This window comes from Peribacillus sp. NPDC096379 (assembly GCF_044762875.1).
Lineage (GTDB): Bacteria > Bacillota > Bacilli > Bacillales > DSM-1321 > Peribacillus.
In genome coordinates this window covers 85,525-107,900 of sequence record NZ_JBIWFD010000008.1, presented here as the reverse complement: position 1 = coordinate 107,900, position 22,376 = coordinate 85,525, and the positions used below count along the sequence as shown (strand labels likewise).

Below are 22,376 nucleotides of genomic sequence, written 5' to 3'. Positions count from 1 at the left end.
GCAATATTGCTGACCCCTTTCATCTATTTTTTGAAAATTATATCAACGGGACATTTGTATTGCTACTCAACTAATGTAGGTACCATGTGAGGTTTAACTCAATATAGAAAAGTACCCGTGTCACAATTTAAGAAAAGTGACTCTGACTATGCTATATACTCCGTTTTATCTATATTCGTGAATTATATATTCGTTTTTAGTTTACATAAAATTAATTTCTGGAACTTATCAAAAAAGCCACCCCCATGCGTATCAGGGGTTTGGCTTTTAGTCGTTTTTTATCGTTTATTCAGGATTTTATACATGGTTGATGAATCAACATTTTCAGCTTCTGAAGAGCCTGGTAGCTGCATAAAAAAGGGGTGTTTTATGCAAATTCTTCTTTCACGAAGCACCCGTTAGCCATCCATGCAGCGCAAAACCGGCGCTGCACCACAGAGAATGAATATGGGGTTCAGGGTCCATAATGTTTAATGGCTGGCGGAGATAGTCGTTGAACTATGGTGCCTTTGAGCCCATCCGTTAGTCTGACTCCGACGACCACGGTGTACCACCGACTGTCGCGCCCTTTATGGGTAGCACTCATGGAAGTTCATTAGTCTTAGTAAATTTTGATTTTTATATCTTTATTGTTTTTTTAGTTGTATCTCAATTCTTTTTGCCAAGTCAGATGATACCTTATTTAAATACTCCATAACTTTCTTTCTAATATCATCGGATATGACTATCAAGTCGCTAGCTAAATTTTCTACAAGATGTTCTTTTTCTATAGGAGTTAACTTCATATAGAATTCACCAGCCTGCACAAAATCATCATGCTTTGTTATAGAAGTTCTTTCTAGTTTCCCTTCAACATATCTTCCCTCACCACTTGTAATTTGGTTAGTCGCTGTCCAGTCTTGCTGTTGATTGACTGGTACTTTACGAAATTCAGGCCCAATTCTTCTTCTTTGAGAATCATTATAAATATTGGCTCGGCCCTGCAGTATTTTATCATCAGATAATTCTGCACCGTCAAGTAAATTTGAAGGGGAGAAGGCAACCTTTTCTACTTGTTCCATATAATTATCAGGATTTTTACTTAATACCATTTTCCCTACTGGTATAAGAGGATATTCTTTCTCATCCCATACTTTTGTATCGTCTAAAGGATCATAAGAAAGATGTGCTTCATCTGCTGGATCCATGAGCTGAACGTATAAGCCATATTCCACTGATTCACCACCCACAATAGCATCGAATAGATCTTTACCAGCATAATCAGGGTTTTCAACAGCTAGTCTATTTGCTTCCTCGCGACCAATGTATTGTACACCTTCAAATGGATACCAATGGTATTTAACATACTTTCTAATACCATGAGCATTTCTCCAAATATATGTATTCACACTATGTCCTGGAATGTGACGAAGACTTTTTACTGTACCTGCGTCAGAGTAGAGACGTACAACAAAATGAATAGATTCGGGTGCTCTTGCTACAAAGCTCCAAAATCTATCAGGGTCAATTAAGTTATTTTTGGGTGAAGGTAATAATGCTCTAATAGATTCTGGGAAACGTATCGCATCACGAACAGAAAAAACAGGGATATGATTACATAAAAGGTCAAAAACACCTTCTTCTGTATAAAATTTTGTAGCGAAACCACGTACATTTCTGGAAGTATCAGGTGTTCCTTTCGTACCGGCAGCTAATGAAAAGCGAACCATAACAGGTACCTTATGATCAGGATTTTGTAAAAAGTTCAGTTTTGTGTATTCGGACATCGAATATATCGTTTGAAAATAACCAAATGCACCAAATCCTTTCACATGAACCGGTCTTTCTAATATTTTTTCATGAATAAACTCTTGTAAGGACTCGTGGAGTACAATATCTTGTTCCAGTACAGGTCCTTTAGAGCCGATTGTCTGTGAATGAAGTTTAGCTGACTCATCATTAGTCCATTTGGAGAGGTCTCTAGATAACTTTTTTCTTTTATTATAGTCTTCTTCTGATAAAGCTTGCTTTTGTTTAGATTCTTTTTCATTCATTATCATGGCCTCCAAAATTCATTTTCCATCAATCATGACTAGATATGATTTTTAAGCCTCGAATATGTATCTTCTACTTTTATTTAGAAATAATTTAGATAGACCCTCAGACATTGCTACTGTTGCAAGGGATGACATGATGCTCCTTCCAACGAATAGTCTTACATCTAATATGGCAATGATTACGCCTGTTGATAATTCAAGAACAAGGTTCATTATTACTTTTAACATGAATGCTACACCTGGGGTTCAATACACGGTGTTGCCTTGCTTTGTTAATTTACGAGGTAAAAAAGGTTTTGGGGGAGAAAATTGGGGTCCAGAAAGTAGCAACACTTTTACAGCTCAATAAACAGAGGACTTATAATCAATTGCACCCGTAGAATAAGGATAGCAGCATCATTTCATGCATCATATGAATGAGCTTATCTTCACTCAAAAGAGGTGATTACCTATTAAATAAAAAGTCCTGCATCATATAAAAATGCGTATATTTGTGACATTTCATTATCTTCAACATACTATGAATTAGCCCATGCAAGTAGTAAGTGCCTCCTTTAATACAAAAGGAGATGTTTGTATATGTCAGGTTGTGTAGATGGCGGTATTGGTTTCGGTGGCGGTTTTGCCTTTATAGTGGTTCTGTTTATCCTCTTAATCATTGTTGGCTGTAGTTGTGGCGGTGGATTCGGCGGCGGCGGCGGTGGCTATGGTTACGGAGGCGGTTACGGAGGCGGCTACGGAGGCTTCTGCTAATAAATAAGTAACAAAAAGGACGACCGTCATAGGCCGTCCTTCTTTAAATTATAGATGGTTATTAAAGCCACTCCTTAGTTGAAGAAGGGTTTTTTGAATGTATGATTTTAGATATTTTCATACATTCAAAAAAAGTGTAAAAAAGGCCGCCAATTGGCGGCCTTCTTATGGCGCTAATGCACCCTTTAGTTTAAGTATATTTCTTCACAATCTGTTCGTTAGTCGAATAAGAAACAAACGTCTCCACTTTTTGTAGAAACGCCTCGTTTAATAAAACTCCACTATTGAGAGTACAGTTTAAATACAGTCAATTTCACTTCTAAACAATGAAGTAAAGTTTTAAATTATTGATAAGAATATGGACAACCATATCTAAAACAAGCCAGGACCGCCAAAACCAAGACCTGGGGCGAAACCAAATCCTGAACCTGGTCCACCTAAACCTATGCCTGGATAGCCAGGACCACCAAAACCAAGACCTGGGGCGAAACCAAATCCTGAACCTGGTCCACCTAAACCTATGCCCGGATAGCCAGGACCGCCAAAACCAAGACCTGGGGCGAAACCAAATCCTGAACCTGGTCCACCTAAACCTATGCCCGGATAGCCAGGACCGCCAAAACCAAGACCTGGTGCACAACAAGGTCTTGGGTAATAAGGGTAGCGTCCAAATCCCGGACCTGGAGCCAGTAATGCACCGGTAGCAAGACCGCCTAGAAAGCCAAGGCCAAGGCCAAGGAATGGAAAAAACCTCTGGTCATTAGGATTTATATCCTGTTGACCAACTACGGGGATCGATGGCGTAAATTGATAATAATTAGTCAAAATAATTCCTCCTCTTTAGATATGATATATAATTCAGGCTATGTAACTACTGCCTAATGTGATTGGATAAATGCCCCTTTAGTTGAACAAGGGGGTTTTTTGAATGTATGATTTCATATATTTTCGTACATTTATTTCGTTGATATAACTGGGCCCTCTTGATAAACTATCCATATCATACGTTGTTTGTACGATATTGGAGGAAAATCACGAAAGAAAAGAACGTGCAGCTGTTGCGAACAGCCAAAGAAATCGAAGATATGAAATGGGCGCTACGGCGATATGGTTCCGAACGGGACTATTTTTTGCTTGTCTTTGGGATTAATACCGGTCTTCGAGTCAGCGATATGGTTCCGTTGACCGTTGGGGATGTACGAGGAACAACGCATGTGGTGATTCGAGAGAAAAAAACGAATAAAACAAAGCGATTTATGTTGCCGGTGAAGCTGAGAGAAGAAATTGAAGATTATACAGCTCATATGAGCGACGGAGAGTACCTGTTTGCAAGTCGGAAGGGAATGGCCCAATTACACCCACACAAGCTTATAGAGCGCTTGTGAAGGCCGGAGAAGTGATCGGGAGGGATGACATCGGTACGCATACGATGAGCAAGACCTTCGGATATGCGTATTATCGGAGAACAAAAGACCTGGCGTTCCTACAAAATATTTTTAACCATTCCGCCCCGTCGATCACCAAACGATATATCGGGATTACGCAAGACGAAATCGACGAAACACTAAAGGATTTCTCTTTATAAGGGGTATCGTCAGGAACATGCGTAAGTTTCTCAGCATAAAAGTCTAGACTTATCTCTTCATTCCATAGATAAGTCTGTTTTTTTACTAAAGCACCCGTTAGTTGAAGAAGAAAAGTGAAGCTTATTCCACAATCGCGCCCGTTTAAGGTAAAACAAAAGATTATAAAAAGACATACTGTTGGTTGCTTCAAATAGGAATTGAGAATAAATCAAAGCATTGTTCATCTTATGAAAGAGATTAGTAATTAGGCTTAGAGACACTTTCTTCAACTAACGATGCACATCGTTTCATTTTGTTTTCAATGTTTAAACTTCAAACTGTTTAAAATGATGGTCAAGGTGCTTGTATATTCCTTTACCCCATTGCTCAGAAGTGAGTTTCCCAAAAAAAGGATGCGGATGAGTTGTGCACTTCTCTGGTCCGTTATTTTGAAATGTGATAATTTTTTGTTTAAGCTTTTCTTTTTCTGTTTCAAATTCTCTATCATCTGCAATCAAAATGGTTGGAATAGTAGACATATTATGGGGCAATGTCTTGTCATTATAAATGATTTGTTTTGCAAACCTCCCTACTATTATTCCTAACCAACTCCTTGGTGGAAAAGAATTTCCCATTGCAATGTCTTGGAAAGATGAACAATGCGCTAGCATTTGAGCAACATCCATTTTTCCCCATTTCGGTTGTGAATTTGGACTCAATTTGTCAATACGCTTTAAAACTTCTGCTGTATGCATATGATTAAAAATATTTTTCATTAGTGCATTCCCCTTTAATTATAATGAGTCAACCTTCTTAACTTATTTGGCTTGATAGTTGAACACAAGTTAAACAACACTGTTCAACTAACCTGCTTCGTTAGTTGAATAAGATAATAAGTAAGAACCTTTCCAATCAGGAACGCTCTCACAGTGGGTAACCTATAGTAAACCTTTTGACATTAAAACGGTTCGTACAATTTCATTCATCAAATCAGACTTGTTGCCATGCTTTACATGATCCAAAAAGTGAATGATATCAGTGTCCCAATAAAAGCCCCTGTATACTCACTGATCGCTAGCACTATCATTCTGTAACAATAGCTTATCTATAGCATCTAACTCGCTTGCACTAGCTAGTAACAAGCTTTCAACTTGCTCGTTGCTAACTTTTACTTTGCTATTACTTTCGCTTGGATTAGACTTTCTAGGGCTAGATTTCTGCTGGCTAGTTGCTACAAAATCATAAATACTTTTTTCTAAAATGCTTTCGTCACCGTCATAAAACCATCCTTTGACACCGTTCTGACAATAGCAGCCCGATGCTTTTAGGGCTTCTGTAGCTTTACCTTACCTATGGTCAAACGATCTTTCGCAATAGTCGCAAGTGGTATAGTTTGAGTTAGTTCTAACACTTCCTTAATCTTCATATAAAACACCTCCAAAACCTAATTATACAAGTGATGAAGCTTCTGCTACTAGGGGCAAATGCTAATGCAATATATGAAAGGGCCTTAAGAAACGAACTAAAAGAAATAAAACATGTTTTTGTATGGCAAGTATTCTATTAATTGCGTTGTATACCAAGGGTTAAGAGGCCTACGTATTCAAGTTTTATGCAATATGTATTCGGATTAAACCCAAGCGTGACAACGCTTTAAGAGTGACTGTGGTACACTCTCTTAATCCTGCACGTTGTTCACGTACCTCCTAAAAGGTATTTTTGGGTTGGATTGTGAGGAATAAATTTTTTGAATCTAAATCACTTTCACTCCATTCCTAAATCCCTTTTTAAATGATTTTTCAATGTCTCATAAGACTTGTATCAAAATGATTAGCGTTGTAAATCCGCATTTTCCTGACGATCCCCCTATAAAAACAGGCAGGGTGTCCATTGATGACACTCTGCCTGTTTTTATAGAGAAAAAATTAACCAATTATATAACGAGGTGTGATACAAAATTCACCTGCAGCTGGTAGAGTTGGTGTAGCTCCAGTTGCGAATGCACGAATAGTATCAAATCGTGAAATTGTAAACGAAAATGATCCTCCGGATGGAACGACTGTTTGTCTGACAATAGTACCTCCAGAACCTGTAATAGGATCTGCACCTTTTACAAATTGTACTGTAATAGGGAAATTTCCAACATTCTTGACATACCCAGATGAAAAAATTAATTCATTTGAGTTTGTAGCAAAAAGGGTTTCCGCACCTACTACATCATCACCGGCAACTGTGAAATTATTACAAATTTTATCTTGTACAAAATTTTTAGGCTCACAGCAACTAAAACCTCCGTCCCCCATGTTCCCCACAGAACTCTGACACAAAATAGATTCATCTCCATTCTATAATTTTTTGATATCTATTTATTACATGTGTTGAAACTCGATATGGTTTGGACTTTATCTGTATTTATATTGAATTTTTAACCTCCTAGTTATGAAGCCCAATTCGTTACCTTCTTAATATGTAAAAACATAAGATAAATAAAAAGAGGTCTTCACTGAAGGGAGGTACAAAAGAATACATGCAGTTAAATGAGAATCCAACCACGCATTGTCTAAAGGTCCCTAAAGTATTTGATCAGGTAAATAATTCTCTTGTTATCAAGTTAAAGAAAATTGTTCATCTGAAGAAAAAAAGATTGGATGATCTTATATGCTGTGATTTTTGTATCCCTTGTGGAGAAGTGGGAAAGTCCACTCTATGGACAACATATGGACTTAGCCAAATCGGAGGTTCAATTTGTATTAATTTTAAAAGAGGATGTGGAAGTTCATTATCTGTGTTTGTTAATGGAGAAAAACAAGCAAATATAAACGAAGGAAGTTCATTTTCAGCTACCTTTACACACCTTGATTCAATCGAAGTTCAATGCAATGGAAAAAGTGCGCAGAATGATCACTGCTATGGAGATTTTAAATTAATGCTTCACTTTTATCAAAATGACAAATGTGATCTAAATTCAGTTAATGATATTAAGAGTACGATTTGTCACTTATCAGATTGTCACGGCAATCTAGTTTCTTTGAATGATGATTGCTTTATAACGTGTACAGAATTGACGTGTCCAGAAGATAGAGTGACTGTTCCTGTTATAAATCAGCTAGGCAAAACTGTTTTTCTACAAAGAGTTGATCTCTTAAAACAAGGATTCATTTGCATTCAATTCATCAATCACAATGGGAAAACCTGTTTAAAATGTATTATTCCGTTTTATGAAGTGGATTCCGTAGTTTTATGTGCTCCTCAAGAAACAGAGATTAACTGTACCATAACCAATGTTGATTGTAAGGCACATGTTGTTCCTTCGGTTTATAACAATATGCATTGTATAGAGGCTGTTATTATTCTTTCTATTTGTCAAAGTATATCTTCTGTTGCAGATGTGTTCATTGAGCTTAATGGTACTATTTGTAGACCACGTAGAGATTTAAATGATGAAGATCTTAAACATGTGCGGTATTAGTAAAAACCTTTAAGGTAAGCATTGTTTGTGTCGCTTTTAAATAAAGTCACGGTGTTTATAAAAAGTTGCGATGTTTTGCCCCTATGGATTTGTTTATCTAAAGGGGTAATTTAATGGGTATCTTATGTTTAGTACCACAGTTGTCACATTCAATTGGTTCAAATGCCCACCAAAACGATTTATGGATTTTACTCCAGCTAAATTGCGAGTTGCAGTTCTCGCACTTTAGCAAAATTACTCTCCCCCCTTAAAATTTGATTTAGCTAATTGCTTAAAACCTTGTTCAACAGCAAAACCACCAATTTGGTGGTCGAGAATCGATATTTTTTATGCCTGGAGTTGGGTCTATCCCCATTTCTATGCCATGCATTAATTCAGTGAGTGAGCTTATCTTCACTAAAAGTATAGTTAAAAGTCCTACATCATCATATAAACATGCTTATATTTGTGTCATTTCATTATTTTAAACATACAATTAATTAGTCCATGTAAGTAGTAAATTCCTCCTTTAAAACAAAAGGAGATGATTGTATATGTCAGGTTGTGTAGATGGCGGCTGTGGATTTGGTGGAGGCTTTGCCTTATTAATCGTATTGTTCATCCTCTTAATCATTATTGGAGCTAGCTTCTGCGGTGGATTTGGTGGAGGTTTCTGCTAATAAACAAAAAGGACGGTCGTTAAATGCCGTCCTTTTTGTTTCGACAATCCAGCCTTTTTAGTTAAACAAAGGATTTTATATACTTTCGTACATTGAAAAGAGTACCTTAAGGCACTTAACATAATCAGCCTTATAGGTATTAAAAAGGGATCTTCGACTCGAAGATCCTTTGTATCCTTAGTTGAACAGTTTATTAATTCTTTTTTTCCATTGAGTTTAACTTTTCTTCGATACGGTCTAATTGTTCTTTTTTCTTTTTTGAAGAATTCCAAAATAATAATAGGATTACTATAAAAAATATTGGAATTCCTAAAACAAATAATTGAAAAATAATATCGCCCATATTTATTCCTGAATTCATTTTTTCTCCTATGCTAAAGGGAAATCAGCTTTTTTTGAACTCTCGATGACCATAATTCATGACAGAAAGAGCTGCTGTTCCTAAGGATATCAAGACGAGCACACCACCTACTGTAGGGTTGAACTCGACAGAGGTTTGCTCAATGACAATTCCGCCAACAAGTGAACCAAAAGCAATACCCATATGAACCGCCGAATTGTTTAAGGCTTGCTGGATATCCGAGGTTTCTGGTGACAGCTCGATCAGATAGCTTTGCATCGCTGGTGTGATCGCCCAGCTTAGCATACTCCATATTACCATCAAGATTAGGAAAAATGGTAAAGCAAAGGTTGTATAAGGGATTGATAACATCGAAACCGCAAAAAGGATAATGACAGATATTATAGTACGTGTGGGGCCGAAACGGTCAGCCAGAAAGCCTCCAATTCCCCCGCCAACTACAGCTGCAATTCCAAAAATTAAATAGACAATACTAACCCATGTTCCATCAAGGCCTAGTTTCATTTTTAAAAATGGAGTTAGGTATCCATATAGTGTTAAATGACCCGTCAACATGACAAAGGAAGTTATCTGGGCAAATAGAATTTTTCGATTTTTCAATGTACGTAATTGTCTTCCAATTGGAATAGAAGGCTTTGGTACCATTCTTTCCAGAAAGAAAAACACCCCCGCCATCGAGACTAAGGTTAGGATGGAGATCATGATAAAGGGTGCCCGCCAGCCAAAAGCATTTCCAAGCATCAATCCAATTGGTATCCCTAGTACAAGAGAGGCACTGACTCCCATAAAAACAATTCCGATCGCCCTTGCACGGTATTGTTCAGTTACAATATTTGGCACCATCGTTAAACATAAAGCAATAAGCAATGAACCGCTAGAAGCTGCAATGATACGCCCAACAAGTAAAATACTATAAGAAGGGCTGAAAACAGCAATGACATTTCCTATTAAAAAAATAAACAAAGTAATTAAAGTTAGCTGTTTTCGTTCCACTCTTTGTGTTACTGTTAACAATATGGGCGCAGCTAACGCGAATGCAAGAGAAAAAACAGTGATAAGGAAACCCGCTTGCCCAAGACTCACATCTAAATCATTCGCGACAATATCTAGTAAACCGCCAATGATTAATTCAACCATCCCGACAACAAACGAGACAATCGCCAATATATACACGCGTTTATCCAAAAATTTAACTCCCTCTCTAAAAAGCAAAATAAATACTCGATAAAAAATAGCCCGCCATGTTTCGCTAGGTCTTTTCTCATTCATTCCAAACTTCTTCTAGTTTTTCTCTGAAGAGTTGGCCTAAGCACCAAAAAATAATTCGTGGACAGGGATCGATAATGAATCCCGCTTAGGAATTTCAATTAAATCCTCTTCTGATCAATGGATAGGTACCAACCTTTTTTATGAACATAAGTGAATCTTTCAATACTCCTTTGACTATGTATTCTATTATAAATATTATACCACGATTATTATTCTTCTATATCTTTAAAAAATGTCATCCATGTTTCTTTTTGTCCCATTTTCGCTACAACATGTGGTTCATCGATAAAAGTAACTTCCTTACCTACTAAATTTTCATAAATCTCTTTAATATTTTCAACTTGAAAATAAATAACTGAACTGGAATAAGCAAATTCCTCTTGAACTAACCTGCTAGTTAGTTCACGTAGAGGGTTTTATGAACGTATGATTTTGTATAGTTTCGCACATTGAAAAGACCACCAATTTGGTGGTCACGTTGTTGAATTAAAGCACTCCTATAGTTTAAGTACATTATTTCACATACTTTTTTATAACTAAAAAGTAGTTTAGATAAAAGAAACAGCCAGATATGAAACCTGATCTTGAATATTAGACATACTAGAGAACATCCTTTCCAATTTGTTGATTTTATTTTCGTATTCTGCCGGATAGCGAACATATGAAATCTTGGTTTTCGAGAGCGCTTTGTTCAAATCGTACCCATGCAACCGAGTCCCTTTGTAGAAACTTCTAGTCCTTACTCAACAGACTATAATGGAAAAAGCGTATGTAGAATTCATACGCTTTTTCTTTTGGATTCAACACCTTAATAAACAACAGTATTTCGGTGAGTAGACTAAACCCAGAATATCATTTTGATTGTTGATAAGAATGAACATTAAATATCAAGTTGACGTGTCCCGATCCATTTCACCATTTCAGGGTCTTGATGTGAAAAGAATAGGCTTTGTTTCGTATCTAAGGTAGCAATTTTCTCCATATCTTCTTGGCTTAATTCAAAGTCAAAGATATTGAAGTTTTCGATGATTCTTTCCTTACGAACAGACTTTGGAATCACAACGACACCTCTTTGTGTCAACCAACGTAAAACCACCTGGGCAACGGTTTTATTATAATTTTCAGCAATTGATACCAAAGTTTCGTTTTGGAACATGTTATTCTTTCCTTCTGCAAACGGTCCCCAAGACTCAATCTGAACATTGTTCTCTTTCATAAAGTTATGACTTTCAATTTGTTGATTGAAAACATGTGTTTCGACCTGATTTACGGCAGGAACAACTTCATTATGAATGATTAAATCAATTAGACGGTCTGAATAGAAGTTACTTACTCCGATTGCTTTGATTTTTCCCTCCCGGTATAATTCCTCCATAGCTTGCCAAGAACCATATACATCTCCAAATGGCTGATGAATTAAATACAAGTCTAAATAATCCAATTGAAGTCTTTTTAGTGAATTGGCAAATGCTTTTTTTGTGCTCTCATAACCAGTATCCTGAACCCATAGTTTCGTAGTAATAAACAATTCCTCTCTTGGCACACCGCTCCGCTTAATAGCTCTGCCGACCGCCTCTTCATTTAGATAAGAGGCAGCGGTATCAATCAGTCGATAACCAGCCATAATAGCGTCATAAACAGCTTGTTCACATTCTTTTTCATCTTGAATTTGAAAAACACCAAAACCGAGTATCGGCATTTCAACACCATTGTTTAAAATAACTTTTTGCATAAAAAATTCCTCCTATTAATTAAATTTTGAGTGTATTTTATTTTCCCACTCTATTTGCGTATTCTGCCGGGTAGCGCTCTCCCGAAACTTTAATCTTTGATAGTGCATCGTTCAAATCATGTAGTTCTTCAGCAGTCAGCTCAACATCCGCTGCGCCAAGATTTTCTTCCAGACGTTCCAGTTTCCTTGTACCGGGAATCGGAACAATCCATGGCTTCTGAGCAAGTACCCATGCTAATGCGATTTGAGCAGGGGTTGCATCTTTCCCTACTGCAATCTTCTTTATCAGTTCGACCAATATCTGATTCGCTTCGATATTTTCCGGTTTGAAACGAGGAACAATACTTCGAAAATCGGAGCTAGCGAATGTTGCATTTTTATCAATTTTTCCAGTAAGGAAGCCCTTGCCCAGAGGGCTAAACGGCACAAAGCCGATTCCAAGTTCTTCAAGAGTAGGCAGCAGTTCTTCTTCAGGACTTCTCCACATCATGGAATATTCACTTTGAATTGCAGTCAAAGGCTGAACCGCATGTGCGCGGCGAATCGTTTGTACTCCTGCCTCAGAAAGCCCCCAATGTTTAACCTTACCTTCCTTGATTAGGTCGTGTACAGCACCGGCTACTTCCTCAATAGGCACATTGGGATCAACCCGATGCTGATAGTAGAGGTCAATAGTATCAACTTTCAGGCGATTTAATGAGCCTTCAACAGATTGCCGAATAGTCTCGGGCTTGCTGTCAAGCACCTGCTTGCCATTTTCCATTTGGATACCGAATTTAGTGGCAATGACCACTTTTCCCTTGAAAGATTCAAGCGCTTCACCAACCAACTCCTCATTCACATATGGACCATAAACTTCGGCGGTGTCGAAGAAAGTAACTCCTCGATCAATGGCTGCATGAATCAGCGAAATCATCTCTTTCTTGTCCGATGCCGGACCATAACCATTACTCATTCCCATACAACCAAGACCTATAGCGGAAATTTCCAAGCCGCTATTTCCTATTAGGCGTTTTTTCATGACTTATCTTCCTTTCTCCTTTTTATTATCCATTAGATTGTGCAATTTGGTTGCTTCCTTAGAATTAGTTGCTAATCCCATATAATTCATGTGGAAACGGCGACAGAGATGTTTTATTACATTTGTAATATAAGGAATAGCATCATCAGATGCTGTACCTTGAATTAATAGATAAACACGTTTATCTGCTAATGGGGCATCCAAAGCGTCTGCAAAACGATCAATGAAAGTCTTTAAATAACCACTCATACTTGACCAATAAACTGGAGTACCAACGACGATATCATCTGCCATTATTAATTGTTCCATGACATTTTGAAAATCATCTTGCTTTCCGTCGGATTCTTGTCCGATTTGATTAATATGATGCTCAGCGAAATTGATAGGTATATAATCAAGACCTTGAAAAACTTCTTTTGCTAATCTAGCAGTATTACCATCAACATTCATACTGCCGTTTAGAAATATACGTCTCAAAAATATGCCCCCTCAACTTTTATATTTTAATAAAATGATGGCTTCGCCCAATCTGTATTTGGTTCACTTACTCCTAGACTGGTTTGAAAATATTTATCACTTTTTTCTTCAATGATATCCATGATTAACTGAGTTACAGCTTGACGTGTAACTTGTGCACCAACAAACGACTCTCCTTTATGGGTAATCATATATTTAGTATTCCTATTTTCGTTGTAAAGCCATGTCAATCTTAATAGTGTATAATCTAGTTTTGAATTTTCTAATAACCGTGCTGATTCAATCTGGGACTGCATTCTAGGGCTTCCTCCAATCATACGTTTATTCCATTCTCCGAAAGCTCCCGGCACTTCATCATATATTCCAAGAACCGATGCCGCGATTACTCTTCTTATTCCTGCATCATTCATGGCATTAATAATTGTTTTTGTTGATTTATCGTCACCCATGTCGTTGATATAAACAAGGTCAACATCTTTCATAGCATGGATTAGTTTATCTCTGTCTTTAAAATCACCATCATAGATAACTTCTCGGTTATCGTCATTAACGTTTAAACGCTTATAGGCGTTTCTTGCATAAAGAACGATTGAATGGTCAGTTTTATTGAGTAATTCATTTCGTAGCATACGGGCTATTTGACCTACTGCGCCTAAAATTAATACTTTCATAATATACACTCCAGACTTAATAAATTTTGCTAATATTTTATTTAAATCCTGGGAACTCTCTTATGTTGCACCAATAACCATTTTTAAAAATCATCCTCGCGTACTTGCTAACGAGCTGGTAAGCCTGAAGGAGACAGAGATAACGGCAATCGCCACAACGACCGAAACAGCTCCGATCCAACAGATTGCTAGTATTGATGATCCATTTACTGCAATTCCTCCGATACCAGCACCTGCAGCAAAGCCGAGCTGCACAAAGGTAGCATTCAAACTAAGCATGATCCCGGAGGCTTCCGGTGAGATTGAAAGCAAGTTGAAGTTCTGTGTCGGTGCAAATGCCCATGCAGCAATTGCCCAAATCATTAGTAAAACGATGGCAACAAATGTAGATTTCACAGCAACCGACAGGAAAGCAAGCGCTAGAGCGTGTGCAATCATGCTGATGAGGAGTGTTCGGTTAGTACCGATTCCATCTGCCATGAAGCCGCCCAGCTTGGAACCAAACAAACTTGCGATGCCGATTGCAAAGAGTATGGTGCTCACTTCCCCTTCACCCATTGACATGACAGAGGTCAGAAAAGGGGTGGTGTACGTATTGACCACAGAATAGCCAATAAACACGAAGAACGTCACGCTAAGGGCGATAGCAACCTTTGGATTCTTTAACAGGGCAAGTTGCTTTCTTAGAGGAACAGGCGCTTCACTTTCCATAGATGGGATTGATTTTGCGATAGCGATGAATCCCAGCACGGTGAAAATTCCAATGCCCCAGAAGATCACTTTCCAGTCATATGCAGAAGCAATTACTCGACCGACGGGAACACCGAGAACAAGGGAGGCACTAAAGCCCAATGCGATATTTGACATTGCTCCAGCCTGTTTTCCCGGTAGTGCAAGATTAGCTGCAGTGGAATAAGAGGTGACGACGAAGACACCAGTTCCGACTCCAAGAATGATCCGCGAAACCATTAGAAAACCGAATCCTGGTAGAGCAAGTGTTGAAACAATCCCTAGGAATATGATGGCAAGAGCAAGTAGTAGTTGCTTTCGCCGGTCCAACTTTGCGGTCGCAACCATGATGATGGGCGTGCCGATTGCGTTGGCAAGAGCAAATACGGTAATAAGCTGTCCTGCCGCTGATAATGATACATCGACGGAAGAAGCTACTTTATCTAGAATGCCAGAGATGACGAATTGTGAGGTGCCTACCAAGAAGCTGATGAGGGTTAGCATGTATATTTTCCATGTGTTATTCATGGTGTTCTATCTACTCCCTTTCTATATTTTGAAATACTTTCGTTAAAAATAAAGATGTGCAATAACTTGCATTCTTATTATGCAACAAATGAAAATACGACTGGTATCACAATCCTGTCAAATGATTGCATAATCCTCTCACAACCATTTACGCAGAAAGTGAATTAGTCTTATAATGGGACCATCACGAATGAAGAATAAAGGGGGATTTTATGTTTGAACAATTATATAGACAAAGAGTTGAGCTCGCCAAAATTATAGAGGGTAACACAGGACGGGACAGGACTCAAATGACCGCTATTCCGTCTTTATTTTTCTCCCATTACTCTAATGATACTGGACCAAATTACGGAGTTCACAAGCCTTCCTTATGCATTGTCGTTCAAGGGATGAAGGAGGTATTTCTTTCACAGGAGCGTTTTCAATATGGTCCTGCCGATTACCTTGTTGCATCCGTTAATCTGCCGATTTCAGGACAAGTAACAGAAGCCTCTTCTGAAGTTCCATATCTGGCTCTCAAACTTGAATTCACACCGAGTGAAATATTAGAGGTGTTACGTGAATTCCAAATGGGAGTTGACAAAAAGGACAATGCCAAACGAGGAATGTATGTCAGCAAAATAGAGCAATCTCTGTTAGACGCGGTAACCAGATTAGCTCGACTTCTAAATAATCCGAAAGATATCAAGGTTCTTGCCCCTCTAATTAGGAAAGAAATCATCTATAGAGTTCTGCAAGGAGAACATGGAGAAATGCTAAAACAAATAGCAATAGAAGGAAGTTCCACCAGTCAAATCAATGACGTGATTGAACATATCATGAATAATTATGAAAAGTCTTTTAAGATTGAGGAACTTGCTGAAATAGCAAACATGAGTGTTTCTTCACTGCATCGGCACTTTAAAGAGGTAACAGCAATGAGCCCCATTCAATTCCAAAAACAACTGAGACTACAAGAAGCCCGGAGTCTGTTATTATCTAAATCAGCGGATGCAGCAGATGTTGCATTCCAGGTCGGCTATGAAAGTCCATCACAATTTAGCCGTGAATATTCGCGTATGTTTGGCTTACCACCTAAAGAAGATATAAAGCGGTTGAGAGATAATCAAGACAAAACGATAAACCTGTGAATCCCCTTCCTTATGGTTGGGGTCCTTTTGTGTATAAGAAAAGGACAACACTCTACAAAAAGCATTTTAGTGGAAAATTTGTCGTAACTAACACAATGACATATAAATTGTGAATCGTTTCACTTAAACTAAACTGCTTCGTTAGCTTAATACGCTCGATTAAAAAACGCCTCTTATTTTATTAAGAGGCGTTTACATAATCACCCTTATTGGCAATGACCAAAGGATCTTCGACTGGAAGATCCTTTTTGCTGCTTGTTCAATTAAAGCGCCCGATTGTTGAATAACTTTATCCAGATATGAATAGTTCGCCGTGATGTGTCTAAATGAGGTTTATTAATTAGTTTTTTAGAACTTATGCCCTCTATCAAAGGTTGTAAAGAGACGAAACCAATGATATACTTTTTTCATTGGTATCTGGTATACCAGATACCAACTGTTTCTTTTCCCTTTTTCGTAGATTATTAACAATACTGATAATCCCTTAAAATTTAACTACTATGCTTATAAAGGATGAAAATTGATGAGTTTCTTAAAGGTAGAACAACCCCAGTCATTTAAAGATCATGCTTATAATGAAATTAAGAAAGGCATTATTCAACATAAAGTCGAACCTGGATCCATGTTATATGAACGTTCACTTAGTGAAAGCCTTGGAATTAGCCGTACCCCATTAAAATTAGCTTTGCAACAGCTAGAACTAGAAGGGTGGATTCAGTCTATACCTAGAAAAGGTATTGTGGTCCAAACCATTAATAGACAAGATGTGGATGAAATTTTTCAACTGCGAAAGGCTAATGAAGTTTTGGCCATCGAGCTACTTATTCCTCTTCTTAATGACGAAACAATTGAGAAAATTGAGAAGATGGATAATCAACTATCCGACATTAAGAAAGACCCTATAAAATTTATGTATGCTGATTCAGCTTTTCACTTGTTCCTTGCTGAGCTAAGTCAAAATCATCGGCTGTATCAATTAATCCAAAACCTTATCGACCATGTTAATTGGTATGGGTTCGTTGCATTAAAGGCTGGAAAAAACTTAGATGAGGTTTCATACGAACATCGATTAATTATTGAGGGTCTAAAAGCAAGGAATTTACGTCAAACAACGGATGCTGTTTTAAACCATCTTGATATCTCACATCGCACAATCATAACAAATCTTAAGGAGTGAGAGTGAAGAGAAACATCTACAATTTCATCCTCTAGCTGATGTACTAAATATTCATTTTTAAAAGAAAGAAGGGACGTTGTTTCCTAAAAGAGGAACAACACAACATGAAAATCATCACCATTTCTTTACAAATTGTTATTTTATATATCTTTTCCTTTATCGGAACTACGATTCATAACTTTTTCCATCTCGCTATTCCGGGAAGTATCATAGCACTGTTATTACTTTTTATTTGTCTGTGTTTAAAAATTGTTCCAGTAAAGTTCATTGAAAGTGGAGCAGCTTATTTGATAAGTATATTAATGTTATTGTTTATTCCAACAACCGTTGGAATCATGAACTATCCTTCGTTACTTTCTATTCATGGTGCATTGCTCGTTATAACGGTTTTATTAAGTACCATCATTTCCATTGCAATTTCAGGAACTGCAAGTCAATTTTTTGAGAAAAAAGCACAAAAAAGAAAGGATGATAAAGAATGCAACAAGTTTTCTTCGCATTCTGCATGATTCTATTAACCGTCGTTGTTTATTTAGCATTGGCTAAATTGTATAAACGATATGCCTATCCTTTTTTACTTCCCATTTTAACTACGACGACGGTAATCATCATCATCCTTGTAATGCTCCATATTCCGTACAAAAATTATATGGTAGGTGGGCAATGGGTGACTTCCCTTTTAGGACCAGCAGTGGTAGCACTTGCTTATCCTTTGTATAAACAACGTCGTTTTTTAATGAATTATTTATTTACAATAGTAGGTGGAGTTTTAATCGCCGCTATTTCTGGAATGGTCAGTGTTGGCCTTCTAGCTAAGCTACTAGGAATAAATCATACATTAATTCTTTCCATTATCCCTAAATCTCTTACTACTCCTGTTGCGATAGAAGTTGCTGAAGGTCTGGGGGGAAATGCCTCTATGGCAATTTTCGGTGTTATGATTGCGGGGATATTTGGTGCAATAATCGCTCCTACTATCTTTAAATTTATGAAAGTGCATAGTCCGATTGGAAGAGGGATTGCCCTCGGAAGTAACGCACATGCCATGGGAACTTCAAAAGCTGCCGAATACAGTGAACTCACATTTTCGATGAGTTCCGTTGCGATGACATTATGTGCAATCATCGGTACCTTTTTAGGACCAATTATTGTGTGGCTATTCCACTTTTAAGAAACTCTCTCACGAATAAAATAAAGTTTACTTATACATGTAAGTATTCGATTAACCAACTAAAAAGAAGTCCAATTTCCTTTATCTGCTCTTTGGAAATTGGACTTTTTATCTGGCAAGGTTGTACTCACCTAATTGCTAACGCTGAAAGCCCTTCTTAAACAGAACTAAATTGCTTTATGTAATCACTCAATAATTACCTTTGTAACAAAACCTTGGTAAAACCTCATTTACTTATGATACGGTTCACCGCAATGAATCTAAATGAGGTTGTTAATCTTAACCAGTCTCACCCACGCTTATCGATAGAAATAGCATAATTAACAGCTATCCTCTGTAAATGTAAAACGTTTTATAAAAGCATACAAAAAGCCGATTCCTACAAACTGTATAAATCGGCATTCGTTTTATAATTACCTTGAAGTATAACCTCATATGCATGAATCGTTGTACCTGTAATATAAGAAGATAAGTCAGATACTATCCAAAGACTCGCTTGCGTAATTTCATTAGCTTGACCAAAGCGATTTAACAAACTTAATTGTGGTGCGTATTCCGCTTCATTTAGAACAAATTGTTCAAGTGCACCGCGTAGCATTGGTGTATCGATGGCACCTGGTGCTACAGAGTTTACACGAATATTGAAAGGAATTATTTTCAAACAATAATTCCCTACGTTTTTATCATTTTCACTTTAAATTCGATTAAATTCACTAATCCATCGTACGATTAAATCACACGCTTACTTTTCGTAAGTCGGTTTACTTGCAAACTTTTTGATATTATTTAAAATTAGAAAGGTAAATTGATACAACTAGGAGGATTTTATTATGACATTCCAAGCAAAAGATTTCCGTACAGCTGAACACGAAATTGCAGACTTATTTTTAAATCGTTGGTCTCCACGTGCTTATGCTGACAAACCAGTAGCAGACGACGTATTAAATCGACTATTCGAAGCAGCTCGTTGGGCCCCTTCTTCAGGTAATAACCAACCTTGGCGCTTCATCGTCGCTAAAACTGAAGCTGACCGTGAAAAATTCCACCCAATCTTAATGGAAGGAAACTTAGTATGGGCTAAACATGCACCAGTATTAGTATTAGTCGTTTCTGATAATACAAAAGGTTCAAATGAATTCGATGCTGGCACAGCTTGGGGATTCCTTTCATTACAAGCAGCTAAAGAAGGGTTAGTCACTCACCCAATGAGCGGTATATACAAAGATGTAGCAAAAGAAGCATTAAATATTCCTGAAAACTTTGATGTACAATTAGCGATCGCAATCGGGTACAAAGGTGAAAAAGAAATGCTTTCTCCAGAATTACAAGATCGTGAAACACCATCAGGTCGTCGCCCATTAGAAGAAATCGTATTTGAAGGTTCTTTCAAATAATTTTAATATAATCAAAGCGTCCTCACTTTAGGGCTGACCATAAAACGATACGTATAAAAACACCTTCATATTTAATTCGGGTATCGTACCTAAAATTAAATATGAAGGTGTTTTTTTATTGGTGAATTCAACCTCGCTCTGGACAGACTTCACCCCTTGTTGAGGTTGTCCTTTTTTCAGCATCTGCATCACTTCCACTCCGCAGATAATCTGTTTGGCTGTTCGAAACATTTTTAATCCTAGAATTGAAGTTATCGTGCTAGAAGAATTTATATACGAAATATTAAATCCCAAGTTTAATAAACAAAAACTCAAAGTATAAAATAAGCCGTTCAGCTTTTATACCAACGGTTTATTTTAAAAACCTCATTTACTTATGATACGGTTCTTCGTAATATATCTAAATGAGGTTTCACAATTTTTTATCATTACTATGTCTTATATTATACGGCTTACAATACCTACGAAGGCTCCCACTACAAAATATGATATTTACTTTCCTGCTTTTAAATTCTTCTTAATCAAATTGTGTATCTTCAATCCAATCAACCACCTACAGTATACACTTATTCATTTGCCTCACCCCTGAATAAAATTATAAGTTACTTAGATTTTATTCTTTTGATAGTTGTTGTGCTGTAAAAAAAACTGTTCCTAAAATATATATCGATAAAAACAGAAACAAGTCGTTCTTATTAAGAAAAGCCTATCCAAAACTTCGTTGTCTTGGATAGGCTCTATTCGTTAGGATACTTCGTTTACTTACAGTACTTCTCAATTTTATGGATCCAACGGATATACCTAATCGCTATTCCCGTCTAACCACTACTCTTCTAACATTTTAACCATTTCGGTATAGTCCAGCTCTTTGGCATAATCAAGTGCTGTCTTCCCCAGTTCATCACGAAGTTCTTTATCCGCATTATATGATAATAATTCCTGCACAATTTGCTGATATACCTTTGAACCATCACGCAATGCAACTGCTTCGATTAATGCTGTATAACCAAAGTCATTTTGATGATTGATATCTACTTTGCCATCTTTTAAAAGCAACTTCACATTATTTAAATGCCCCTTCTCGGCAGCTGGAATTAAAGAATTACCGCCAAAGCGATTAACAATCTGTTGATTCGGCTCTGCATGCTCGATTATATACGCTAAAATCTCGGTTTTACCTTGTGCTCCTGCATACAGGTAGGCACTATCCTGAATGCTATCTTGTTGATTAACGTCTGCTCCTGCTTCAATTAATAACTTCGCCACCTCTATATAATTTTCATGTGTCGCGATTAATAGCGGCGTTTCCTTTTTATCATTCGTTTCATTAATTGGATATGATGTATCCTGTAAAATCTCCTGGACTTTTTCAACATCATTTTTCTCTACTGCTTCAATAAGAATTCCTGACTGTTGCTTCACTTGATTCCCTCCATCATTACATCCTACTAATAATAAAACGGACGTTGCAATAATCCATATAAGATATTTCACGTAAAACCTTCCTTTCACAGGGAGGTTTTCAATTATTAAAGCGATATCCACTTCCCCAAATTGTCTCAATTGGCAGCTCAGAGAGTTTTCCTTTTTTTAATTTATCTCGAATTCGTCCTACATGAACAACAACGGTAAAAACATCGCCATCTAAATCATCCATATACCATAATTGACGGAAAAGCTGCTCCTTTGTCCATACTCGATTTGGATGCTCCATAAAAAAGACGAGTAGATCAAATTCCTTCGTCGTAAAAACTACTTCCTGACCTAAAATGAATACTTTACGTGCTGTTTTATCAACTATAATATTTTTCATCTCTAGAGTTTCCTGTGTTTGTCCTGTACCTGTCAGCTGCTTATACCGTTTAATATGAGCTTGTACACGTGCGACGAGCTCACTCGGACTAAATGGCTTCGTCATATAATCATCTGCTCCTAAGCCCAGCCCTCTTATCTTATCGATATCTTCTTTTTTTGCAGATACAATCATCAGTGGAATATTTTTCTTTTCACGTATGCGACGACAAATTTCAAAACCATCCATTGAAGGGAGCATTAAATCAATGACAACTAAATCAAAAGGCTCATTTAATGCTCGATTCATCCCCTCAAAACCATCCATTACAATGTCTGCCTTAATTTGATGAATTTCTAAATAATCTCTCTGTAATTCTGCAATACTAATATCATCTTCAATGATTAAAATTCGGTATGGCACCATTCATTGACACCTTCCT

Annotated in this window: 24 protein-coding genes and 2 pseudogenes; 9 read left to right on the top strand and 17 right to left on the bottom strand. The window is 37.3% G+C overall.

The window, feature by feature from the left end; genetic code table 11:
• Window positions 1–626: 626 nt before the first annotated feature.
• Entirely contained in the window at window positions 627–2,033 is a 1,407-nt protein-coding gene (locus tag ACIQZI_RS22590; RefSeq protein WP_403077691.1) for a catalase, read from the bottom strand.
• A gap of 51 nt (window positions 2,034–2,084) precedes the next feature.
• Window positions 2,085–2,264, bottom strand: a complete 180-nt coding sequence (locus ACIQZI_RS22585; protein WP_403077688.1) for a hypothetical protein — start codon at window positions 2,262–2,264, stop codon at window positions 2,085–2,087.
• A 351-nt stretch (window positions 2,265–2,615) separates the two neighbouring features.
• On the opposite strand from ACIQZI_RS22585, the gene ACIQZI_RS22580 reads away from it, so the two are divergent.
• A complete protein-coding gene (locus ACIQZI_RS22580) occupies window positions 2,616–2,789 on the top strand; it encodes a YjcZ family sporulation protein (RefSeq protein ID WP_403077685.1) in 174 nt (57 codons plus the stop codon).
• A gap of 372 nt (window positions 2,790–3,161) precedes the next feature.
• On the opposite strand, the gene ACIQZI_RS22575 is transcribed toward ACIQZI_RS22580, so the two are convergent.
• A complete protein-coding gene (locus ACIQZI_RS22575; protein ID WP_403077682.1) occupies window positions 3,162–3,614 on the bottom strand; it encodes a hypothetical protein in 453 nt (150 codons plus the stop codon).
• Between the two features lie 260 nt (window positions 3,615–3,874).
• Here ACIQZI_RS22575 and ACIQZI_RS22570 point away from each other — a divergent pair.
• A pseudogene (locus tag ACIQZI_RS22570) lies at window positions 3,875–4,374 on the top strand (tyrosine-type recombinase/integrase).
• Between the two features lie 306 nt (window positions 4,375–4,680).
• Here ACIQZI_RS22570 and ACIQZI_RS22565 read toward each other — a convergent pair.
• Entirely contained in the window at window positions 4,681–5,130 is a 450-nt protein-coding gene (locus tag ACIQZI_RS22565) for a DUF1569 domain-containing protein (RefSeq protein ID WP_403077679.1), read from the bottom strand.
• A gap of 1,149 nt (window positions 5,131–6,279) precedes the next feature.
• Window positions 6,280–6,657, bottom strand: a complete 378-nt coding sequence (locus ACIQZI_RS22560) for a DUF3992 domain-containing protein (RefSeq protein ID WP_403077677.1) — start codon at window positions 6,655–6,657, stop codon at window positions 6,280–6,282.
• A gap of 224 nt (window positions 6,658–6,881) precedes the next feature.
• Between ACIQZI_RS22560 and ACIQZI_RS22555 the strand changes: the two genes are divergently transcribed.
• The gene (locus tag ACIQZI_RS22555) at window positions 6,882–7,823 is read left to right on the top strand and encodes a BMQ_0737 family morphogenetic spore coat protein (protein ID WP_403077674.1); all 942 of its coding nucleotides are present in this window, start codon (window positions 6,882–6,884) and stop codon (window positions 7,821–7,823) included.
• Between the two features lie 533 nt (window positions 7,824–8,356).
• On the top strand, window positions 8,357–8,482 hold the full coding sequence (locus tag ACIQZI_RS22550) for a YjcZ family sporulation protein (RefSeq protein WP_403077671.1): 126 nt from the start codon (window positions 8,357–8,359) through the stop codon (window positions 8,480–8,482).
• Between the two features lie 193 nt (window positions 8,483–8,675).
• Here ACIQZI_RS22550 and ACIQZI_RS22545 read toward each other — a convergent pair whose 3' ends face one another.
• From ACIQZI_RS22545 to ACIQZI_RS22510, 8 genes and pseudogenes are all read right to left on the bottom strand, one after another.
• The gene (locus tag ACIQZI_RS22545; RefSeq protein ID WP_403077669.1) at window positions 8,676–8,843 is read right to left on the bottom strand and encodes a DUF4083 domain-containing protein; all 168 of its coding nucleotides are present in this window, start codon (window positions 8,841–8,843) and stop codon (window positions 8,676–8,678) included.
• 24 nt (window positions 8,844–8,867) lie between these two features.
• Window positions 8,868–10,028, bottom strand: coding sequence for an MFS transporter (locus tag ACIQZI_RS22540; RefSeq protein WP_403077666.1), 1,161 nt, complete (start codon window positions 10,026–10,028; stop codon window positions 8,868–8,870).
• Between the two features lie 293 nt (window positions 10,029–10,321).
• Window positions 10,322–10,495, bottom strand: a pseudogene (locus tag ACIQZI_RS22535) (VOC family protein); the annotation flags it as partial.
• A gap of 497 nt (window positions 10,496–10,992) precedes the next feature.
• On the bottom strand, window positions 10,993–11,844 hold the full coding sequence (locus tag ACIQZI_RS22530) for an aldo/keto reductase (protein WP_403077663.1): 852 nt from the start codon (window positions 11,842–11,844) through the stop codon (window positions 10,993–10,995).
• 37 nt (window positions 11,845–11,881) lie between these two features.
• Window positions 11,882–12,865 carry an aldo/keto reductase gene (locus ACIQZI_RS22525; protein ID WP_403077661.1) on the bottom strand — a complete coding sequence of 328 codons (984 nt, stop codon included), beginning with the start codon at window positions 12,863–12,865 and terminating at the stop codon, window positions 11,882–11,884.
• Between the two features lie 3 nt (window positions 12,866–12,868).
• On the bottom strand, window positions 12,869–13,342 hold the full coding sequence (locus tag ACIQZI_RS22520) for a flavodoxin family protein (RefSeq protein WP_403077658.1): 474 nt from the start codon (window positions 13,340–13,342) through the stop codon (window positions 12,869–12,871).
• A 26-nt stretch (window positions 13,343–13,368) separates the two neighbouring features.
• Window positions 13,369–14,013 (bottom strand): NAD(P)H-binding protein, encoded by a 645-nt coding sequence (locus ACIQZI_RS22515; RefSeq protein ID WP_403077656.1) that lies wholly within the window; start codon window positions 14,011–14,013, stop codon window positions 13,369–13,371.
• Window positions 14,014–14,103: 90 nt separating this feature from the next.
• A complete protein-coding gene (locus ACIQZI_RS22510; protein WP_403077702.1) occupies window positions 14,104–15,246 on the bottom strand; it encodes an MFS transporter in 1,143 nt (380 codons plus the stop codon).
• Window positions 15,247–15,482: 236 nt separating this feature from the next.
• On the opposite strand from ACIQZI_RS22510, the gene ACIQZI_RS22505 reads away from it, so the two are divergent.
• The 4 genes from ACIQZI_RS22505 to ACIQZI_RS22490 all read left to right on the top strand — a co-directional run bounded on the left by ACIQZI_RS22505 (window position 15,483) and on the right by ACIQZI_RS22490 (window position 18,748).
• A complete protein-coding gene (locus ACIQZI_RS22505) occupies window positions 15,483–16,400 on the top strand; it encodes an AraC family transcriptional regulator (protein ID WP_403077653.1) in 918 nt (305 codons plus the stop codon).
• A 523-nt stretch (window positions 16,401–16,923) separates the two neighbouring features.
• On the top strand, window positions 16,924–17,577 hold the full coding sequence (locus ACIQZI_RS22500; RefSeq protein ID WP_403077650.1) for a GntR family transcriptional regulator: 654 nt from the start codon (window positions 16,924–16,926) through the stop codon (window positions 17,575–17,577).
• Window positions 17,578–17,681: 104 nt separating this feature from the next.
• A complete protein-coding gene (locus ACIQZI_RS22495; protein ID WP_403077647.1) occupies window positions 17,682–18,086 on the top strand; it encodes a CidA/LrgA family holin-like protein in 405 nt (134 codons plus the stop codon).
• Entirely contained in the window at window positions 18,056–18,748 is a 693-nt protein-coding gene (locus ACIQZI_RS22490) for an LrgB family protein (protein ID WP_403077645.1), read from the top strand. Before ACIQZI_RS22495 ends, ACIQZI_RS22490 begins: the two co-directional genes overlap by 31 nt.
• 379 nt (window positions 18,749–19,127) lie before the next feature.
• On the opposite strand, the gene ACIQZI_RS22485 is transcribed toward ACIQZI_RS22490, so the two are convergent.
• Entirely contained in the window at window positions 19,128–19,409 is a 282-nt protein-coding gene (locus tag ACIQZI_RS22485; RefSeq protein ID WP_403077642.1) for an SDR family oxidoreductase, read from the bottom strand.
• 169 nt (window positions 19,410–19,578) lie between these two features.
• Between ACIQZI_RS22485 and ACIQZI_RS22480 the strand changes: the two genes are divergently transcribed.
• Window positions 19,579–20,142, top strand: coding sequence for a nitroreductase family protein (locus ACIQZI_RS22480; protein ID WP_403077639.1), 564 nt, complete (start codon window positions 19,579–19,581; stop codon window positions 20,140–20,142).
• Between the two features lie 27 nt (window positions 20,143–20,169).
• Here ACIQZI_RS22480 and ACIQZI_RS22475 read toward each other — a convergent pair whose 3' ends face one another.
• The 3 genes from ACIQZI_RS22475 to ACIQZI_RS22465 form a co-directional block, all read right to left on the bottom strand.
• The gene (locus ACIQZI_RS22475; protein ID WP_403077636.1) at window positions 20,170–20,373 is read right to left on the bottom strand and encodes a hypothetical protein; all 204 of its coding nucleotides are present in this window, start codon (window positions 20,371–20,373) and stop codon (window positions 20,170–20,172) included.
• Between the two features lie 594 nt (window positions 20,374–20,967).
• A complete protein-coding gene (locus tag ACIQZI_RS22470; protein WP_403077633.1) occupies window positions 20,968–21,636 on the bottom strand; it encodes an ankyrin repeat domain-containing protein in 669 nt (222 codons plus the stop codon).
• Between the two features lie 28 nt (window positions 21,637–21,664).
• The gene (locus tag ACIQZI_RS22465; protein WP_403077630.1) at window positions 21,665–22,360 is read right to left on the bottom strand and encodes a response regulator transcription factor; all 696 of its coding nucleotides are present in this window, start codon (window positions 22,358–22,360) and stop codon (window positions 21,665–21,667) included.
• Window positions 22,361–22,376 lie beyond the last annotated feature (16 nt).

Excerpts from the sequence above, each read along its gene's own strand:
- ACIQZI_RS22465 (WP_403077630.1), bottom strand. The coding sequence starts at position 22,360 with ATGGTGCCATACCGAATTTTAATCATTGAAGATGATATTAGTATTGCA.
- ACIQZI_RS22500 (WP_403077650.1), top strand. The coding sequence starts at position 16,924 with ATGAGTTTCTTAAAGGTAGAACAACCCCAGTCATTTAAAGATCATGCT.
- ACIQZI_RS22565 (WP_403077679.1), bottom strand. The coding sequence starts at position 5,130 with ATGAAAAATATTTTTAATCATATGCATACAGCAGAAGTTTTAAAGCGT.
- ACIQZI_RS22585 (WP_403077688.1), bottom strand. The coding sequence starts at position 2,264 with ATGTTAAAAGTAATAATGAACCTTGTTCTTGAATTATCAACAGGCGTA.
- ACIQZI_RS22545 (WP_403077669.1), bottom strand. The coding sequence starts at position 8,843 with ATGAATTCAGGAATAAATATGGGCGATATTATTTTTCAATTATTTGTT.
- ACIQZI_RS22525 (WP_403077661.1), bottom strand. The coding sequence starts at position 12,865 with ATGAAAAAACGCCTAATAGGAAATAGCGGCTTGGAAATTTCCGCTATA.
- ACIQZI_RS22530 (WP_403077663.1), bottom strand. The coding sequence starts at position 11,844 with ATGCAAAAAGTTATTTTAAACAATGGTGTTGAAATGCCGATACTCGGT.
- ACIQZI_RS22555 (WP_403077674.1), top strand. The coding sequence starts at position 6,882 with ATGCAGTTAAATGAGAATCCAACCACGCATTGTCTAAAGGTCCCTAAA.
- ACIQZI_RS22505 (WP_403077653.1), top strand. The coding sequence starts at position 15,483 with ATGTTTGAACAATTATATAGACAAAGAGTTGAGCTCGCCAAAATTATA.
- ACIQZI_RS22550 (WP_403077671.1), top strand. The coding sequence starts at position 8,357 with ATGTCAGGTTGTGTAGATGGCGGCTGTGGATTTGGTGGAGGCTTTGCC.
- ACIQZI_RS22560 (WP_403077677.1), bottom strand. The coding sequence starts at position 6,657 with ATGGGGGACGGAGGTTTTAGTTGCTGTGAGCCTAAAAATTTTGTACAA.
- ACIQZI_RS22475 (WP_403077636.1), bottom strand. The coding sequence starts at position 20,373 with ATGTTTCGAACAGCCAAACAGATTATCTGCGGAGTGGAAGTGATGCAG.
- ACIQZI_RS22590 (WP_403077691.1), bottom strand. The coding sequence starts at position 2,033 with ATGAATGAAAAAGAATCTAAACAAAAGCAAGCTTTATCAGAAGAAGAC.
- ACIQZI_RS22515 (WP_403077656.1), bottom strand. The coding sequence starts at position 14,013 with ATGAAAGTATTAATTTTAGGCGCAGTAGGTCAAATAGCCCGTATGCTA.
- ACIQZI_RS22580 (WP_403077685.1), top strand. The coding sequence starts at position 2,616 with ATGTCAGGTTGTGTAGATGGCGGTATTGGTTTCGGTGGCGGTTTTGCC.
- ACIQZI_RS22510 (WP_403077702.1), bottom strand. The coding sequence starts at position 15,246 with ATGCTAACCCTCATCAGCTTCTTGGTAGGCACCTCACAATTCGTCATC.
- ACIQZI_RS22490 (WP_403077645.1), top strand. The coding sequence starts at position 18,056 with ATGCAACAAGTTTTCTTCGCATTCTGCATGATTCTATTAACCGTCGTT.
- ACIQZI_RS22495 (WP_403077647.1), top strand. The coding sequence starts at position 17,682 with ATGAAAATCATCACCATTTCTTTACAAATTGTTATTTTATATATCTTT.
- ACIQZI_RS22480 (WP_403077639.1), top strand. The coding sequence starts at position 19,579 with ATGACATTCCAAGCAAAAGATTTCCGTACAGCTGAACACGAAATTGCA.